At 68.0% G+C, this 17,931-nt stretch carries 11 protein-coding genes; 8 read left to right on the top strand and 3 right to left on the bottom strand.

Going from position 1 to position 17,931, the window contains the following annotated elements:
- Window positions 1-264 precede the first annotated feature (264 nt).
- Window positions 265-1,701, bottom strand: coding sequence for an Nramp family divalent metal transporter (locus ACFCV3_RS35765; protein WP_376038035.1), 1,437 nt, complete (start codon window positions 1,699-1,701; stop codon window positions 265-267).
- A 179-nt stretch (window positions 1,702-1,880) separates the two neighbouring features.
- Here ACFCV3_RS35765 and ACFCV3_RS35760 point away from each other — a divergent pair, with 179 nt between their 5' ends.
- Complete coding sequence (locus ACFCV3_RS35760; protein ID WP_376038034.1) at window positions 1,881-4,634, top strand: glycosyltransferase; 2,754 nt, start codon at window positions 1,881-1,883, stop codon at window positions 4,632-4,634.
- Here ACFCV3_RS35760 and ACFCV3_RS35755 read toward each other — a convergent pair.
- Both ACFCV3_RS35755 and ACFCV3_RS35750 read right to left on the bottom strand, forming a co-directional pair.
- Window positions 4,627-5,061 (bottom strand): YdeI/OmpD-associated family protein, encoded by a 435-nt coding sequence (locus ACFCV3_RS35755; RefSeq protein WP_376038032.1) that lies wholly within the window; start codon window positions 5,059-5,061, stop codon window positions 4,627-4,629. The genes ACFCV3_RS35760 and ACFCV3_RS35755 overlap by 8 nt on opposite strands.
- Window positions 5,062-5,137: 76 nt before the next feature.
- Entirely contained in the window at window positions 5,138-7,282 is a 2,145-nt protein-coding gene (locus tag ACFCV3_RS35750; protein ID WP_376038030.1) for an MMPL family transporter, read from the bottom strand.
- A 172-nt stretch (window positions 7,283-7,454) separates the two neighbouring features.
- On the opposite strand from ACFCV3_RS35750, the gene ACFCV3_RS35745 reads away from it, so the two are divergent.
- Genes ACFCV3_RS35745 through ACFCV3_RS35715 form a run of 7 tightly spaced genes read left to right on the top strand, consistent with a single transcriptional unit; the run spans window position 7,455 to window position 17,486 of the window.
- A complete protein-coding gene (locus tag ACFCV3_RS35745; protein WP_376038028.1) occupies window positions 7,455-8,819 on the top strand; it encodes an MFS transporter in 1,365 nt (454 codons plus the stop codon).
- Window positions 8,816-10,927 (top strand): molybdopterin oxidoreductase family protein, encoded by a 2,112-nt coding sequence (locus ACFCV3_RS35740; RefSeq protein WP_376038026.1) that lies wholly within the window; start codon window positions 8,816-8,818, stop codon window positions 10,925-10,927. The genes ACFCV3_RS35745 and ACFCV3_RS35740 overlap by 4 nt, the downstream gene beginning before the upstream one ends.
- Window positions 10,924-14,823 (top strand): nitrite reductase large subunit NirB, encoded by a 3,900-nt coding sequence (gene nirB / locus ACFCV3_RS35735; RefSeq protein WP_376038023.1) that lies wholly within the window; start codon window positions 10,924-10,926, stop codon window positions 14,821-14,823. The genes ACFCV3_RS35740 and nirB overlap by 4 nt, the downstream gene beginning before the upstream one ends.
- A complete protein-coding gene (gene nirD / locus ACFCV3_RS35730; protein ID WP_376038021.1) occupies window positions 14,820-15,167 on the top strand; it encodes a nitrite reductase small subunit NirD in 348 nt (115 codons plus the stop codon). Before nirB ends, nirD begins: the two co-directional genes overlap by 4 nt.
- Window positions 15,157-16,290 (top strand): uroporphyrinogen-III synthase, encoded by a 1,134-nt coding sequence (locus ACFCV3_RS35725; RefSeq protein WP_376038018.1) that lies wholly within the window; start codon window positions 15,157-15,159, stop codon window positions 16,288-16,290. The genes nirD and ACFCV3_RS35725 overlap by 11 nt, the downstream gene beginning before the upstream one ends.
- Complete coding sequence (locus ACFCV3_RS35720) at window positions 16,287-16,967, top strand: sirohydrochlorin chelatase (protein WP_376038016.1); 681 nt, start codon at window positions 16,287-16,289, stop codon at window positions 16,965-16,967. The genes ACFCV3_RS35725 and ACFCV3_RS35720 overlap by 4 nt, the downstream gene beginning before the upstream one ends.
- Before the next feature lie 36 nt (window positions 16,968-17,003).
- A complete protein-coding gene (locus ACFCV3_RS35715; protein WP_376038013.1) occupies window positions 17,004-17,486 on the top strand; it encodes a hypothetical protein in 483 nt (160 codons plus the stop codon).
- Window positions 17,487-17,931 lie beyond the last annotated feature (445 nt).

Here is a 17,931-nt window from a genome sequence, read left to right as displayed (position 1 = left end):
GCTGGCAACAAGTTCGCTGTGGCCGATCATCTCCAGCTCCTCGGATCGGTCGAGCTGACCTTGGCGACGTACGACGTTGCGCAGGCTCATCTGGAGGAGGCGCTAGGACTGATCGGCGACAGCGGTGGTGAGCTGGAGGCGCGGATTCGGCATCAGTTGGGGCGGGCGTTGAGCGGGCTCGGGGAGGCCGAGCCCGCTCGGGCGCAGTGGTTGGTGGCTTTGGAGTTGTATCGGCGGTATGGGTTGCCGCAGGTGGGGGAGGTGCTAGAGCTTCTTGAGTTGGTCGATGATGGTGAAGACGGCCAGGAAGCCGAAGGCCAGGAAGGCGAAGGCCAGGACGGCGGTGCGGACGGGGGTGATGCGGATGGCCTTGGGGAGGGCTCGGGAGTTCATGTACCAGAGCAGGCCGGAGTAGACGAACATCATGGTGCCGGCGGTGCAGGCCGAGATGACCAGTAGGACGAGTGGCTGGGTGAGGCCGGAGAGGAGGACGATGATGCCGAAGGCAACCAGTCCCCAGACCAGGCCGAAGTACAGCTTGGACTCGGTGATCTTCGAGGTGCGCAGGTAGCGGGCCTTGATCATGTCGGCGGTCAGCCGGGAGGTGTAGTCGACGATGCCGGCTGCGGCGGCGAACAGGGAGAACGCGCCGATCGCCCAGAACAGGTAGCCGAACCAGCCGCCGACCAGGGTCTGCAGTGTGACGCCCTCGATCTTGAGGAAGCTGATGTTGTTCTTGACGTTGTCGTCGCCGTACAGGGTCGCGTGCGCGAGCATCGAGGTGAACAGGATGGTCAGCACCGTGATGGCGCCGAACGTCATGGCCTGCTCGATGTTCGCGAACTTCCACCAGCGCTTCCAGCGGGCCAGGTTGGCGTCGTCCGGGGGGAAGACGTAGCCGTTCGCGGTCGGGTCGGCCTCGGGTTCGCCGGTGATCGGTGAGGTCAGCCGGGGGACGTGCAGACCTTGGCCGAAACCCTTGTCCCGGATCCAGTTGCTCTGCACGAGATTCTGCCCGCCACCGGCGCCGGCGTACGCGATCGCTCCCATCATCAGCGCGAAGCCGAGCTGCTCGACCGGGAACTGGGGGTTCGTGGCGGCGTCGCCGAGGGCGCCGTACGTCTTGGCGCGGATCGCGAAGATCAGGGCGAGTACGACGAGGAGTGCGACGGCCAGGATCTTGACGAAGATCAGCCGCTCGAGCATCACGTAGACGACCGGGGCGAAGGTCAGGATCAGACCGATCGCGAGCAGGATCCCGATCGCGATCCAGGCCGCGTCGCCGCCGCCGAACAGGTAGGTCAGCATGGTGGCGGAACTGGTCGCCCAGCCGGGCCACAGGTTCGCGAAGTACGTCATGATCGCGAAGAACAGGCCCCAGTGCTTGCCGAACCGGTTGAAGCCGGTCAACGCTGTCTCACCAGTGGCCAGCGTGTACCGCTCGATCTCCATGTTCAGGAACCACTGGATCACGACCCCGACGAAGGCGCCCCAGAGGAACACCAGCCCGACCTGGCTGGAGATGTAGGGCCACAGGATGAACTCTCCCGAGGCGAGTCCTACGCCCGCTCCGACCATCCCCGGACCGATGACCTTCCAGGTCTTGGTGGGTGGTTCGGGCAGGTCCCGGACCTGTGGGGCGGGCAGATTCTTCGTCGGCAACGCGAACTTGCCGTGGTCCGTCGTGGTGCTGTCAGCCATCCCGGGCTCCTCACATCCTCGACTCTTTCGGTGAGGTTAGCGGTTGTGGAGTGCCGAGAACCACTTCTCAGCCAAAAGCAACCACTCCGTGGCGACGAAGCGTGTATGGAGGCAGACACAGTCACCGACCGGCCCGGCAGCCGCCCCGATGCCGGGTCGAGCGACGTTGTGAGGGGCGGATGGTTCGAAAGACAGACAAGACAGCGGAAACCGAGGCGCCGGCGGCGGGGATGCCGGCGCGACTCGATGCCGCGGCCCGGTTGCTGATCGGGCCGGTCAACTTCGCGGGGCAGGCGACGCAGTGGGCCCGCGCGCTCGAGGGGCAGTCGCTGACGACGAAGGTGACCGCGTTCGCCTTCACCAACGGGGTCCTGGACTACCCGGTCGACTACCGGGTCTCGTGGACTACGTACCGGCGGCATCGACCGTGGCAACTGGAGTTCTACCACCACGTCGTACGGAACTACACGCATGTGCTGATCGAGGCAGGGCGGCCGATGTTCGGCGTGGTGCACGGTCCGGACTCCGCGGGTGACCTTCTGCATCTGCTGGCCAAGGGCGTCCAGGTGGGTTTGCTTGCCCATGGCACCGACGTCCGCATTCCCAGCCGGCATGTCGAGACCGAGCGGTGGTCGCCGTTCCCAGACATGGAGGACGCGACCGTCGAGGTGCTGGAGCGGAAGGCCACTCGCACGGTCGAGCTGTTCACGTCGTACCCGGGTCCGGTCTTCGTTTCTACCCCGGACCTGCTCGACTACGTGCCCAAGGCAATCTGGTGTCCGGTCGTGGTCGATGTCGACGCCTGGCGTAGCGATGCGCCGGTGCTGGAGCGCAAGAAGCCGGTGGTGGCCCACGCGCCGAGCAAGGCAGCGATCAAGGGGTCCGATCTGATCGACCCGATCATGGTCGACCTGGACCGCCGAGGCCTCATCACCTATCGCCGGGTGCAGGGTGTCGACCCGTCGGAGATGCCGGCCGTGTACGGCGATGCGGACATCGTGATCGACCAGTTCCGGATCGGCAACTACGGGGTCGCCGCCTGCGAGGCGATGGCGGCCGGGCGGATCGTCGTGTCGTACGTGTCCGAGTCGGTGCGCGGTCGCGTGGTCGATGCGACGGGGCTCGAACTGCCGATCGTCGACGCGACACCGGACACCCTTGAACAGGTCCTGCTCGACCTCATCGCGGATCGGGACCGCGGCCGCGCGGTCGCTGCGCTCGGCCCGGCGTTCGTCGCGGAGGTTCATGACGGCCGTCGCTCGGGCCAGGCACTGACCGCGCTCGTCGAGCGGCCGAACGCCGTACCGGCTGATTGGAAGCCGCCGTGGGTACGGCGCAAGGTCGTGATGATGGCCGGGAACGACATCGTCATCGACGCCCGCGTGCTGAAGTACGCACAGACGGTGGCGAACTGGGATCTCGACGTCACCTGTGTCGGGATCGCCGGGCGGCATCATCGGGGTTCCCGCGCGCTCGGCAAGGTGCAGGTGGTGGCGCCGCGGGTCCCGTCGAAGGCGACGCTGACGGGGTGGCGCAAGCGGCTGGCCAGTCTGCGGCCATGGTTCAGAACCGAGGCCGAGTACACGCTGGCCAAGGGCCGCTGGCAGTACGCGACCCGGGAGCTGCGGGGTGATCGCGGTCGCGACAAGCGCGACAGCGAGCGGTCGGGTGCGGCCCGGCGGTCGCCTCTTGATCGGGTACGGCGGGCTGTGCGCTGGCGGTCGTTGCGACTCCACAGCGCTGTCCTCGACGCCCGTGCATTCCTGGTCCGGCGGGCCGATCGCACGGCCGGGCTCGGGAACGGCAAACAACGGGCGCGGCGGATCGCTCTCCATCGGACCCTGCCGTCGGGGCGCTGGCGGAGCGTGCTGCCGGAGGTCGTCGACCAAGAGCTCACCCTCGGCCCGCTGCTCGACCGGATGCAGATGGAGGTCATCCACGTCCATGACGTCTACATGCTGGGGATCGCGGCGCGTGCGGCGCATCGGGCGGCGCTGGACGGGCGGACCGTCAAGATCATCTACGACGCCCACGAGTACGTCCCGGGCGTGCCGAATGTGCCGCCGCGCCGGGTTGCGGCGTACAGCGATCTTGAGCGTGAGTTCCTCGGGGACGTCGATCGCATCATCACGGTGTCCGAGCCGCTGGCCAAGTGGCTGCAGCGCGATCACAAGCTGGCTGAGCTGCCTGACGTCGTACTGAATGCACCGATCGAGCCGCCAGAGGACGCGGAGGTCCAGGGGCTGCGTCAGCAGTTGCAGCTGGCTGAGGATGTCCCGTTGCTGGTGTATCTCGGTGGTGTCCACCGGGCGCGCGGCGTCGGCACGGCCGTTGAGGCGCTACCGCAGTTGCCTGGTGTGCATTTGGCGGTCGTCGCGCGGCTCAACTCCTTCACCACCGAACTGCGCACCCGCGCCGCCGAACTGGGTGTCGGCGACCGCGTCCACGTCCTACCCTTTGTCGACGCCGAACTCGTTCCGCTGTACGTCCGCTCGGCAACCATCGGCCTCAGCCCGCTGCTGCGCGCCCCCAACCACGACATCGCCGTCACCAACAAGTTCTGCGAGTACATCGCCGCAGGCCTCCCCATCGTCACCAGCGACACCCCGGCCCAGGCCGACCTGGTCAAAGAGCTCGACCTGGGCGCGGTCTACCCAGCCGGCGACGTAGACGGACTCGTCCAAGCGGTCCGCACAGTCCTGGCGGACCGCGACCGCATTGCCCGCCGCATCACGACCGACCCCGAACTACAGCACCGCTTCTCCTGGGCCGCCCAGGCCGAGGTCCTCCGCTCCGTCTACGCAGACGTCCTCGGCACCCTCCCCGACGCCGCCTACGCGCCCGACGCCACCACCATCCGCGAACTGCTCCCCGACCCGCCCGAACTCCCACCCACCAGCTGGCGCGCCTACCGCGACAAAGCGATCAGCTGAGCATCTCCAGTGCCTTGGCGATGCGCCGGGCGCGGGTCTCCGGCTTCTTGGCCTCGGCGATCGCGTTCACGTGTTCGCGGCGGTGGCTGTAGCTCAACTTGTCGAAGGCCTCGCGCATCCCAGCCTCGGCAAGCGCCGCAGCAAAGTCCTCCGGTACGTCGACCGTCCGCTCAGCCGTATCGCGCTCAACCGTCACCGTGACCCTGTCACCGGCCCCCTTACCCAGCTCAGCCCGAATCCCCTTCAGCACGCCGAGCGCCAGACACCCACCCATCGAAGCGATCGACCCGCGGTACGCAACCCCGTCGAACGTCGCCAGCACCGGAATCCGCCCACCCCCACCCAACGCAGCAACCACCGCCCCCGGCACCTCGACCCAAGCTCCGCCCCCGTCGCCCACCTCGATCACACCTTCGAACGTCTCCATCTCCCGAGGCTATCCGCGGTGAGGTGTACAGAAGAACTGGTAGTAGTCGGCAATTCCAGACCTTCGCCAGCCCGCCCTACCGCTCCCGGGAGAGTTTGCTGGGCCACCAGACCTTGGGGCCGATGTCGTGGGCGAGGGCGGGGACGAGGAGGGAGCGGACGATGGTGGTGTCGAGGAGGACGCCGAAGGCGACCAGGAAGGCGGTTTGGACCAGGAAGAGGATGGGGAGGACGGCCAGCGCCGAGAAGGTGGCGGCCAGGACTACGCCGGCTGAGGTGATGACGCCGCCGGTGACGGCGAGGCCGACCAGGATGCCGGGGCGGGTGCCCTGGGCGGCGGATTCTTCGCGGACGCGGGTCATCAGGAAGATGGAGTAGTCGATGCCTAGGGCAACGAGGAAGACGAAGCCGTAGAGCGGGATGGCGGGGTCGGCGCGGGGGAAGCCGAAGAGGTGGTTGAAGGCGATCGCGCTGACGCCGAGGGTGGCGGCGAACGAGATGACGTTGGCGACGACGAGCAGGATCGCGGCCAGGATCGAGCGGAGCAGCAGCATCAGGACGAGGAAGATGACGGCGAGGATCGTCGGGATGATCACTCGCAGGTCGCGGTTGCTGGCGTCCAGGACGTCCAGGTTGATCGCCGTGTTGCCGCCGACCAGGATGTCGGGGCCGACCTTGTCGAGCTCGGTGCGCAGGTGTTCGACCACCTTGGTCGCGGCCGGTGAGTCGGCCTTCACCTTCAGGGTCGCCTGGACCAGAACCTTGCCGTCGACAACCTTCGGCGGTACGCCGGGAGCCACCGACGCCGAGGCGGCACCGACTCCGTCGACCTGGGTCGCGATCTGAACGACCTGCTCGGCCTGCGCGACCGGGGTGAGGATCTGGACCGGCGTACCGGCGCCGGCGTCGAAGTGTTTGCCCAGCTCCTCCGTGCCGGTCACGGACTCGACCTTGTTCAGGAACAGGTCCTCCTGCGAGATCCCGCTCGCCTTGAACGTCGGCAGGAACGCACCACAGGCCAGCAACGCCAGCGCACTGATCACCCAGACCCGGCGCGGGTGCCGCCCGACCAGCCCGGACACGCGACCCCAGAGCTTGCGCCCGCCCACCTGATCGCGCGCGTGCACGTGATCGACATGGGGAATCGACGGCCAGAAGATCCGCCGTCCAAAGGCCAGCAACAGAGCGGGCAGGAACGTCATCGAAGCAACCAGTGCGCCGAAAATACCGATCGCACCGACCGGTCCGAGCCCCTTCGTGCTGCCCAGTTGCGACAGCAGCAGGCACAGCAGACCGAGGATGACCGTGGCCGCGCTCGCCGCGATCGGCTCGATCGAAGCCCGCCAGGCGATCCGCATCGCGTCGTACTTGCTGGTGTAGTCGTGCAGTTCTTCCTTGTACCGCGAGACGAGCAGCAGCGAGTAGTCCGTCGCCGCACCGACCACGAGGATGAACAGGATGCCCTGACTCTGCCCGTTCAGGTCCAGTACGCCGTTCTTCGCCAGCGGGTACACGACCGAGGCGGCCAGCGCGAGCCCGAAGACGGCGGTGAGCAGTACGGCGATCGGCAGGATCGGGCTGCGGTAGACGATCAGCAGGATCACGAAGACGACCGCGAGCGCGACCCCGAGCAGGATCCCGTCGATCCCGCTGAACGCGACGATGAAGTCCGCGAGTACCCCACCTGGCCCGGTCACATAGACCTGAAGACCACTCGGAGTGAGATCCTGCTTAATTTCGTCACGCATCGTGTCGGCAGTGGCGAACAACACAGTCTCGCCCTCGGTGATCAGTTCGTCGGCCCGCTCACCGTCCAGCTCGACGGTGAGTAGCAGCGCTTTCTTGTCCGCGGACGGGACGACGGTCTGCGGTGGCGCGGCCAGGTAGTCGCCCAGCTTCTTGCCATCGCCGAGGTCGACTGCAGGCAGCTTCGCGAGGAACGCCCGAGCCGCGGCCAGGTCGGCCGGGGTGATGCCGGAATCGCGTTCGACCAGGACGAAGTACGGGAGCGCCCGGGAGTCGACGAACTTGGCCGATTCGTTCGAAACGAGCGTGGATTCGGCCTGTTTCGGGAGGAAGTTGGCGTTGTCGTTCTCCTGGACCTCGCTCAGCTTCCCGACCGTCGGCCCGCCGATCGCGCCCATCAGCAGCCAGCCGATCAGGACCAGCGCGATCCCACCCCGCCATGCCCACCGCCCCCGCGATCGCACCTTGCTGTTCACGGTCAGTTCCCCTCCGCCGTTGGTAGAGGCACAGTACCCAGCCTTCTCTCACCACTCGGCCACTGGTGTGCGGGAGCCGTTTCGGCGGCGTAACAACGAGATGACCACGTGGAAACACCCCGGTCATAGCGTCCTGGCCTAATCAGTGAGGTCGGATGACAGGAGACGCACGATGACGCTCGAGGCAGGCCCGGAGGTCACCACCGGTGACCGGACCGGTGCGGTCGGTACGGTCGAGGCGCCGCGGCGTGGGCGCTGGATCGACGAGTGGGACCCCGAGGACGCGACGTTCTGGGCCTCGAAGGGCCGGGCGGTCGCGCGCCGCAACCTGTGGCCGTCGATCTTCGCCGAGTTCCTCGGCTTCTCGGTCTGGCAGCTGTGGAGCATCGTCGTGGTGTCGATGCCGCGGGCCGGGTTCACCTACAGCACCGACCAGCTGTTCTGGCTGGTTGCGCTGCCGAGCCTGGTCGGCGCGACGCTGCGGTTGCCGTACACGTTCGCTGTGCCGAAGTTCGGCGGGCGGAACTGGACGATCGTCTCCGCACTGCTCCTGCTGATCCCGACCTGCGGGCTCGCGTTCTTCATCAGCCGGCCGGAGACGCCGTTCTGGGTGATGGCGCTGGTCGCGGCGACCGCGGGTGTCGGCGGCGGCAACTTCGCGAGCAGCATGACGAACATCTCGTTCTTCTACCCGGAGAAGGAGAAGGGCTTCGCGCTCGGCGTCAACGCGGCCGGTGGCAACCTCGGCGTCGCGGTCGTCCAGCTCCTGGTGCCGGTGGCCATCACGATCGGCGCCGGTCTGACGCTGAACCGGGCCGGCCTGCTCTGGATCCCGCTCATCCTGCTGGCCGCGGTCGTGGCCTGGCGCGTGATGGCGAACCTGTCGGTCGCGACCTCGTCCTTCCGTACGTCGATCCTGGCGGCCAAGCGCCCGCACACCTGGATCATCTCGTTCCTCTACATCGGGACCTTCGGCTCGTTCATCGGTTTCTCGGCCGCCTTCCCGTTGCTGATCAAGACGACGTTCCCCGAGATCACCGTGGCGCACATCGCCTTCCTCGGTGCTTTGGTCGGGTCGGTCGCGCGGCCGTTCGGCGGCAAGCTGGCCGACATGCTCGGCGGTGCCTGGGTGACGGTCTGCGCGTTCGTGGTGATGGGGCTGGGCATTCTGGCCGCGATCGTCGCGCTGAACGCGGGCAGCTTCGCGGGCTTCATGATCAGCTTCCTGTTCCTGTTCGTCGCCAGCGGTGCCGCGAACGGGTCGACGTACCGGATGATCCCCGCGGTGTTCCGGCTGACCACGCCGGGCGACCCGGGCCGGGCTCGCCGTGAGGCGGCGGCCTGTATCGGTATCGCTTCGGCCATCGGCGCGTACGGCGGCTTCCTGGTACCGCGTGGGTTCGCGATGTCGACCAGCAACTTCGGGTCGCTGATTCCGGCGCTCTACGTGTTCTGCGGGTTCTATGTGGTCTGCCTGGCCGTCACGTACTTCTGCTACCTGCGCAAGGGTGGCCCGCTCAGCCAGGAGCGCGTGTGACCGCAGTCCCTACCCACTGCCCGTACTGCGCGCTGCAGTGCGCCACCACTCTGCTCCCGGTCGACCGACCGGGGGCGGTGGAGGTGCGTCCGCGCGATTTCCCGACTAACCGGGGTGGGTTGTGCCGGAAGGGCTGGACTGCGGCTGAGGTCCTCACGGTGTCGGACCGCCTCACCACTCCGCTGGTGCGCAACGCGGAGGGCGAGCTGGTCCCGACCAGCTGGGATTTCGCGTTGGACTTCGTTGCCGACCGCATCCGATCGCTACAGGCTTCTGACGGCCGGGACGCGATCGCGGTGTTCGGTGGGGGCGGACTGACCAACGAGAAGGCCTACGCGCTCGGCAAGTTCGCCAGAGTCGCGTTGCGGACCGCGAACGTCGACTACAACGGCCGGTTCTGTATGTCCTCGGCCGCAGCGGCGACGAACCGCGCTTTCGGCATCGACCGCGGGCTCCCGTTCCCCCTGACCGACCTGGGCGGGGCAGACGCGATCCTGCTGGTCGGGAGCAACATCGCCGAGACCATGCCGCCGGCCGTCGCGCATCTGCAGCATGCGCAGGAGGCGGGCGGTCTGCTGGTCGTCGACCCGCGCCGCTCGGCTACGGCTGGGCTAACTGGTGCACTGCACTTGCAGGCGACTCCTGGGACCGATCTGGCGCTGGTGCTCGCACTAACGCACGTGGTGCTGCAGGAAGGGCTTGCGGACACCACATACCTGGCAGAGCGAGTGGATGACGCAGACGCGCTCTACCGCTCGACCTCAGCCTGGTGGCCCGAGCGTGCTGAGCGGGTGACCGGTGTGCCGGCTTTGACGATCAGGCGAGCCGCCCGGGTGCTAGCAGCGGCAGCTCCAGTCCATGGCGGTTCCGGAGCGTTCATCCTGACCGGGCGTGGCGCAGAGCAGCACAGCAAGGGCACCGACACGGTGACTGCCTGCATCAACCTCGCACTGGCGCTCGGACTGCCCGGGCGGCTCGGCAGTGGCTACGGCTGCATCACCGGGCAGGGAAACGGCCAGGGCGGTCGAGAGCACGGTCAGAAGGCCGACCAGTTGCCGGGCTACCGCAGCATCGCGGACCCGGCTGCCCGTGCACATGTCGCGGCAGTGTGGGGCGTGGACCCGGCTGACCTGCCAGGACCGGGTAAGAGCGCGGTCGAGCTCATCAACTCGTTGGGTACGACGGGCGGCCCCCGAGCGCTGCTTGTTCACGGCAGCAACCTGCTGGTGTCCGCTCCGAACCTCGCATCGGTCCGGGAACGCCTTGCTGCGTTGGACTTGCTGGTCGTGGCGGACGTCGTACCGTCTGAGACCGCACTGCTCGCCGACGTCGTCTTCCCGGTTACCCAGTGGGCTGAAGAGGACGGGACGATGACGTCCCTCGAAGGCCGAGTACTGCGGCGCCGGGCAGCTGTTGCACCACCTGGTGAGGTGCGCAGCGACCTGCATGTCTTCGCAGGTCTTGCTGCACGGCTTGGCTGTACGGCGGAATTCTCGACCGACCCGGAGGAGGTATTCGAGGAGCTCCGGCTGGCCAGCGCAGGCGGTAAGGCTGACTACTCCGGGATCACCTGGTCGCGGCTCGACAACGAGGAGCTGTTCTGGCCGGTCCCTGCTGTCGATCACCCCGGAACGCCGCGACTGTTCGCAGACCGCTTCGGTACGCCGGATGGCCGCGCGCATGTGGTTCCGGTCGACCACCGTCCGGTGGCTGACGATCTGAGCGGCGCAGCGCCGATGTACCTGGTGACTGGGCGGCTCCTGCAGCACTACCAGAGTGGTGCGCAGACACGGCGAGTGCCGGAGTTGGCCGAGGCTGAGCCGGAGGTGTTCGCGGAGATCCACCCGCGGGTCGCTGCACAGCTGGGGATCTCAGACGGCCGTCCGGTGGAGTTGCGGACGGCCCGCGGAGCCATGGTGCTGGCGGCACGCGTGACGACCGACGTCCGGCCGGACACCGTCTTCGTGCCGTTCCACTACGGCGGTGCGGGCGCAGTGAACGAGCTGACGAACGACGTGCTCGACCCGGTGTCGCGGATGCCGGAGTTCAAGGCCTGCGCGGTCTCGCTGCGCGCGGCTGCGCTACCGGTGACGGGGGTGTCCGCATGAAGGTGGTCATCGTTGGTGGCGGGATGGCCGGACGACGGCTCGCAGCGCTGCTGCCGTCGTACGACGTGACTGTGCTCGGCGACGAGGGTTCGTACAACCGCAGTCGGCTGACCGAGTACGTCGCCGGCCGTGCCTCGGCGCCTGTCGCGGGTGACGAGCCTGTGGTGACTGCAGTGGCAGTCGACCGTCTGCGTCGCGTGGTGACGGACTCGGCGGGTGTCGAGCACGGCTACGACCACCTGGTGTTCGCGACCGGTGCCGAGCCCGTCGTACCGGTTCAGCTCAATGCTGGTGTGCAGGTGCTGCGGACAGCGGAGGACGCGCGCGCACTGGTCGACGCTGCGGGTCGGGTCCGGCGGATCGTCGTACTCGGCGGCGGTGTGCTCGGTGTGGAGACTGCGTGTGCGCTGCGCGAGCGTGGCGTTGCAGTGACGTTGGTGCACGACGGGGAAGCCCTGCTGGACAAGACGGTTCCGCTGCCCGCCGCCCGGCGGGTAACCCGGGCGGTACGGCGTGCGGGGGTCGAGGTGCTCCTGAATGCCGAGGTTGTCGACACGCCTGGTGCGTTCCGGGCCCTGCAGCTGAAGAACGGGCGGCAGGTCTTCGGTGACCAGCTGGTCGTTGCCTGCGGGGTGAAACCGCGCACGGAGCTGGCGGTCGGGCGCAAGAGGCGCACCGGGATCACTGTGCGGACGGGCATTGTTGTCGATGAGACGGTGACCAGCCCGGACGACCCCGCTGTGCATGCGATCGGGGACTGTGCCGAGATCGACGGCCAGGTCACCGGAACCGTGGAGTCGGCGTGGTCCCACGCCGAGGTGCTGGCGGCTCACCTGACAGGTGCGCCGGCGTCGCTGCGGCCGGACGTGATTCGTCTGACAGCTGGGGCGCTCGACGTACTGGTGCTCGGCGATCAGAGCGAGACCGGTGCAGAGGTCCGGCTCGAGGACGACGAGCGGTGGGTGCGCGCCGTACTGCAGGACGGTGTGGTGCGGTCGGCGGTCGCAGTGGGTGCGCCGGAGGTTGCGGCGGAGCTGGTGCTGCTGGCTGACCGCGGTACGCCGGTCGTGGCGGACGGGCTGCTTGCGGAGCCCGCCGTACCGGCGAAGAAGGCAGTCACCGTTTGTCGGTGCAACGGAGTGACGAGGGCCGCGCTCGAAGCGGCCTGGCGTGGAGGTGCCGACAGTGTCGCCGGCATCGCCGCCACTACACGGGCGACCACCGGGTGCGGCAGTTGCACCGGTGCCGTCGGTGACCTGCTTGACCGGTTCCGCCGTGGCGAGACCGAACCAGTACCGGCCAGGAGGGCGACGATGACAGAGCTGAGCAAGGCCCGGCACGTAGTGGTGGTTGGCGGCGGAATGGTCGCCCACCGACTGGTGGAGGCGCTGCGGGCGCGTGACACCGACGTCCAGTGGCGGATCACTGTGCTGGCCGAAGAGCCACGACTTCCGTACGACCGGGTCGCACTGACCAGCTACTTCTCCGGACGCGACCCGCACGACCTCGCACTGGGCGATCCGTCGTTGTGGGACGACCCTGCGGTGGTGCTGCGCAAGGGCGTGCAGGTGACGGCTATCGACGTTGCTGGCAAGGCGGTGACCACTGCGCGCGGTGAGACGATCGAGTACGACGAACTGGTCCTGGCGACAGGCTCGTCGGCGTTCGTGCCGCCGGTGAAGAACAGCGACGCGCAGGGCTGTTTCGTGTACCGGACCATCGACGACGTGGCCGCACTGCGCGTCTATGTCGAGCGGCTGAAGTCGGAACGGGACCAGGTCAACGGTGTCGTGGTCGGTGGCGGTCTGCTCGGGCTGGAGGCCGCCGGTGCGCTGCGGGCGCTCGGTGCGGCCACCACTGTGGTCGAGTTCGCGCCGCGGCTGATGCCGCTGCAGGTCGACGAGGGCGGTGGGTCGGCGCTCGCGCGGCTGATCCGTGGCCTGGATGTGGATGTCCGTACATCGACGGCAACCACCCGGGTGAAGCTCACCTCGCAAGGTTCGGCGCGGGCGATGGCTGTTGCCGAGGGACCGGATCTGCCGGCCGACGTCGTGGTGTTCGCGACCGGTGTCCGGCCGCGGGATGAGCTGGCCCGGGCCGCCGGTCTGGAGATCGGTGAACGCGGCGGCGTCGTGGTGGACGAGGCCTGCCGGACTTCGACCCCTGGGGTCTGGGCGATCGGTGAGGTCGCCTGTATCGAGGGCCGGGTCTGGGGTTTGGTTGCCCCCGGCAACACCATGGCCGAGATCGTGGCCGACCGCCTGCTGGGTGGCGAGGCGACGTTCCCGGGTGCTGACACCTCGACGAAGCTGAAGCTGCTCGGCGTCGACGTGGCCAGCTTCGGCGACGCGTTCGGCACCACCGAGGGCGCACTGGACATCGTGTACGCCGACCCGGTGGCCGGCGTCTACAAGAAGCTGGTGCTCTCGGACGACGCCAGGACGCTGCTCGGCGGCATCCTGGTCGGTGACGCGTCGGCGTACTCGGGACTGCGGCCCATGGTCGGCCGGGAGCTCGGTGCGGATCCGGCCGCGTTCCTGCTGCCGGAAGGCGCCGCACCGGCCCAGCTGGAGCTTCCGGACGACGCACCGGTCTGCTCCTGTAACAACGTGTCGGCCGGGACGATCCGGTGCGCGGTCCGGGATGAGGGCTGCGGCGATGTGAAGTCGGTGTGCGGTCGCACCAGGGCTGGGACGAGCTGTGGCTCCTGCCTGCCGATTGTGAAGAACCTGGTGAACAGCGAGCTGGCCAAGGCCGGTGTCGAGGTCAGCAAGGCACTGTGTGAGCACTTCGCGCTGTCGCGGGCAGAGCTGTTCGATGTGGTCCGGGTGACCGGTCTGCGCACGTTCAGCGAGATTGTCGAGCGCCACGGCACTGGGCGCGGCTGTGACATCTGCAAGCCGGTAGTCGCGTCCATCCTGGCCAGCGTGTACCCGGCCGGTCACGTGCTCGACAGCGAGCAGGCGCCGCTGCAGGACACCAACGACCACGTCATGGCGAACATGCAGAAGGACGGCACGTACTCCGTCGTCCCCCGCATCCCCGGTGGCGAGATCACGCCGGAGGGGCTCATCACGATCGGCGAGGTCGCTCGGGACTTCGGTCTGTACACCAAGATCACCGGTGGGCAGCGCGTGGACCTGTTCGGCGCGCGGATCGAGCAGCTGCCGGCTATCTGGAAGCGGCTGGTGGACGCGGGGTTCGAATCAGGCCATGCGTACGGCAAGGCGCTCCGCACGGTGAAGTCGTGTGTCGGGTCCACCTGGTGCCGGTACGGCGTCCAGGACTCCGTGGGGATGGCTATCGCGCTGGAACTGCGCTATCGCGGGCTGCGGTCGCCGCACAAGCTCAAGCTCGGCGTTTCCGGGTGTGCGCGCGAGTGTGCCGAGGCACGCGGCAAGGACGTCGGTGTGATTGCGACGGAGAAGGGCTGGAACCTGTACGTCGGCGGCAACGGCGGCATGACACCCCGGCACGCCGAACTGCTCGCGTCCGACCTGTCAGAAGACGAGCTGATCCAGGCGATCGACCGTTTCCTCATGTACTACGTCCGGACCGGCGACCGGCTGCAGCGGACCTCGGTGTGGGTCCGGGAGATCGAAGGCGGCCTCGATCACGTGCGGGACGTCGTACTGAACGACAGCCTCGGTATCGGTGCCGACCTGGATGCTGCGATGGCCGAGCACGTCGATGCTTATGTCGACGAGTGGCGGGCCACGCTGGACGACCCCGCGAAGCTGGCCCGGTTCGTGTCGTTCGTGAACGCTCCGGATCAGCCGGACGCCGACCTGCGCTACGTGGTCGAGCGCAACCAGCCGCGCCCGGCCACACCGGCCGAGCGCGGACAGCTGGAGCCGGTGCTGCTCGCCGGCCCTCGATTGGAGGTACGGCGATGACTATGACGGCTTTCGAGGCCACGGTGCTCTGCCGGTACGACGTACTGCTGCCTGACCGGGGTGTTGCCGCACTGGTCGGGGAGGTGCAGATCGCGCTGTTCCGGCTGCACGACGGGACGGTCTATGCCATCGGCAACCAGGACCCGTACAGCGGGGCCAACGTGATGTCGCGGGGAATCGTCGGTAGTCGCGGCGATATCCCGACAGTGGCCTCGCCGATGTTCAAGCAGGTCTTCGATCTGCGCACCGGCGTGTGTCTGGACGACCCGGAGGTGTCGCTGCCGGTGTACCCGGTCGCCATCGTCGACGGGATGGTTCGGGTGGGGGAGAACGGTGACGGCTAACAGCAAGCCGGGTCCGCTCAGCGGCTGCACGATCGCAGTGACCGCGCACCGGCGAGCGGACGACCTCATCGCGTCGTTCGAACGCCGGGGCGCGAAGGTGCTGCACGCACCGACCCTGCAGATCGTGCCGGTCGCCGACGACCACGCTCTGATCGAGGCGACCCGACGGGTGATCGCCAACCCGCCGGACGACGTGGTGGTGACCACCGCGGTCGGTTTCCGCGGGTGGATCGAGGCTGCGGACACTGCTGGGCTCGCTGCGGATCTGTTGGTGACGTTGGAGCAGTCGCGGATTCTGGCGCGCGGTCCGAAGGCACGAGGTGCGATTCGGGCCGCGGGGCTGGTGGAGCACTGGTCGGCACGGTCCGAGACGACGATCGAGGTAGTCGAGTGGCTGCTGGCCCAGGGCGTCAGCGGGCGAAAGATCGTCGTACAGCTGCATGGTTTGTCGGACCCAGGGCTGATGGACACCCTGCGGGGCGCTGGGGCGTCGGTGCGTGGGCTTGAGGTCTACCGCTGGGGGCCGGCACCGGATCCGGTGATTGTCGAGCGCATGATTGGACAGGTCTGCACAGGTGCAGTCGACGCCGTGGTGCACACGTCAGCGCCCGGTGCGCAGGCCATGCTGGACGCTGCCGCGCTGAACGGCCAGTACGACGCTCTGGTCACGGCACTGCGAACCGGACGAGTGCTGAACGCTTGCGTCGGCCCAGTCACGGCCGCGCCCTTCCTCAACCTCGGTCTCGAACCACTGGTCCCCGACCGTTACCGCCTGGGTGCCCTCATCCGCATCGTCACCGACCGTCTCACCGACGACAACGCGCGCTCCATCGAGACCGAGTTCGGCCAACTCGTGATCCGCGGCGGCGCCGCCGTACTGGACGGCGTCGTACTGCCCCTCGGACCGGGCCCCCGAGCCGTCCTGGCCGCGCTAGTGGCTGCCGGCGGTGATGTGGTGTCCCGCCCCGACCTCCTCGCCGTACTGCCAGGCGCTGAGGACGTGCACGCCGTGGAAGTCACGGTGAACCGCCTACGCACCGCCGTAGGCCGCCCCGAACTGGTCCGCACGGTAGTCCGGCGCGGCTACCGCCTAGCCGTAGAACCCGCGGGGGTACCGTCATGACCGATTTGATCGCCATCGCTCACGGCACCGCGGACCCTCGGGGTATCCGCGTCGTCCACGACATCGTGCGCCAGATGGCGCGCCTGCGTCCCGAGCTGTCGATGTCGCTCGGATTCGTAGACGTCGACGTACCAGCCATGCCAGGCCTGGTCGACCGCGTGATGGCGGATGCTCCTGAAGCAGTGATCGTGCCCCTGCTCCTGTCCAGCGGCTACCACGTCCACGTGGACATCGCCGACCAGGTCGCGCGCCACCCCGGCCTGACCGCCGCCCCCGCCCTGGGCCCGCACGCCCTGATCGCCGACATCCTCGTAGACCGCCTAGGCGACCTCTCCCGCACCGACCACGTAGTCCTGGCAGCCGCAGGCTCCAGCGACCCAAGAGCCCAAGCAGACTGCGAACGCACCGCAGCCCTCCTGCACGCCCGAATCCACCGCCCCGTAACCATCGGCTACCTAGCCGGCCGAGGCCGCCGCCTCCCCGCAGTCCTAGCCACCACCCCCGGCCGCCTAGCCGTAGCCAACTACCTCCTGGCCCCCGGCCACTTCTCCGACCGCCTGACCAAACAAGCCGGCCCCCACCGAGTCACAGCCCCCCTCGGCGCCGACCCCCGACTGGCCCGCCTAGCGCTCGCCCGCTACGAAGCAGCCCTCCAACCCATGCGCGTCGCGGTCTGAACAACGGGGGCCCTAGCGCCTGGCAGGCTGTGCACCATGACTGGACTGAAGCGACAAAAGCCGGTGTCACGGGGTGGGGTGGTGTTCTTCTGGGTCATGATCGTGCTCCTGGTCGTGTTCCTCGGCCTTGGCGGTGGCGGGGGCCTGATCAAGGAGGGGCTGGACGGCCGGTCTGCCCTGGCGGATGGCCCGTCCGGCACCTTCACCCCAACCGACCGCTTCTGCAAGAAGAACGGCTGCACCTGGATCGGTGACTTCGTCAGCCGCGAAGGCACGATCACCCGCACAGGCATCAAGTTGCGCGACGATGTACGCGTCTCCCGCACTGACCCGATGCCCGCCGAGATCGCCGACGTGCGCCTGCATGACGACGCCGGAGAGCCCCTCGCCTACACCACGGACCACAACTGGGGATGGACGCTGTCCAAAGGCATATCGCTCCTGGTGCTGTGCCTGACGATGCCGGTGTTCCTGATCCGCCTGCTCAGACGTCACCAGCGGCAAACACAATCCCGGTGAACACCCCCGCAACGATCGGCGCGTACCTGGTACGGGTGGAGTACGGGCAGCGGGTTGTCAGCGGTTCCTCGTAGTTTTCGCCAGATCGAGGACCCGATCCTGGAGGTAGCTATGACGAAGTTGATCCAGAGCATGAGCGACGGCCTGCTCTCCGTCTTCGCGCCGAAGATCCAAGCATCAGCGGCCTGTCCGGCGTGCGTCGCGTTCGGTCAGTGCGGTGGCTGCAACGGAAACCGCCGGTACCGGTGGCGGCGCTGCTGGTCGGGCCCGGGGTGCCAGACCGAGACAGTGACCTGTGTAGCTCGCACCGAATGCGCCCCGTAACCCCGCAGTGATCGTCGGGGGGGGGGGAACCAAACCCCCCCCCCCAAAAGGGGGGAGGGGGTGTAGGGGGGGGGGGTGGGTGGTGGTATAAAAAAAAAACAGACCCCCAGAACAAATAAAA

This window comes from Kribbella sp. NPDC056345 (genome assembly GCF_042262745.1).
In the GTDB taxonomy this organism is placed as follows: Bacteria; Actinomycetota; Actinomycetes; order Propionibacteriales; family Kribbellaceae; genus Kribbella.
This window is presented reverse-complemented; position numbering and strand designations above follow the sequence as displayed.

Bases quoted from the DNA above. Each gene is read 5' to 3' on its own strand.
- ACFCV3_RS35765 (WP_376038035.1), bottom strand. From the start codon at position 1,701: ATGGCTGACAGCACCACGACGGACCACGGCAAGTTCGCGTTGCCGACG.
- ACFCV3_RS35760 (WP_376038034.1), top strand. From the start codon at position 1,881: ATGGTTCGAAAGACAGACAAGACAGCGGAAACCGAGGCGCCGGCGGCG.
- ACFCV3_RS35755 (WP_376038032.1), bottom strand. From the start codon at position 5,061: ATGGAGACGTTCGAAGGTGTGATCGAGGTGGGCGACGGGGGCGGAGCT.
- ACFCV3_RS35745 (WP_376038028.1), top strand. From the start codon at position 7,455: ATGACGCTCGAGGCAGGCCCGGAGGTCACCACCGGTGACCGGACCGGT.
- nirB (WP_376038023.1), top strand. From the start codon at position 10,924: ATGAAGGTGGTCATCGTTGGTGGCGGGATGGCCGGACGACGGCTCGCA.
- nirD (WP_376038021.1), top strand. From the start codon at position 14,820: ATGACTATGACGGCTTTCGAGGCCACGGTGCTCTGCCGGTACGACGTA.
- ACFCV3_RS35720 (WP_376038016.1), top strand. From the start codon at position 16,287: ATGACCGATTTGATCGCCATCGCTCACGGCACCGCGGACCCTCGGGGT.
- ACFCV3_RS35715 (WP_376038013.1), top strand. From the start codon at position 17,004: ATGACTGGACTGAAGCGACAAAAGCCGGTGTCACGGGGTGGGGTGGTG.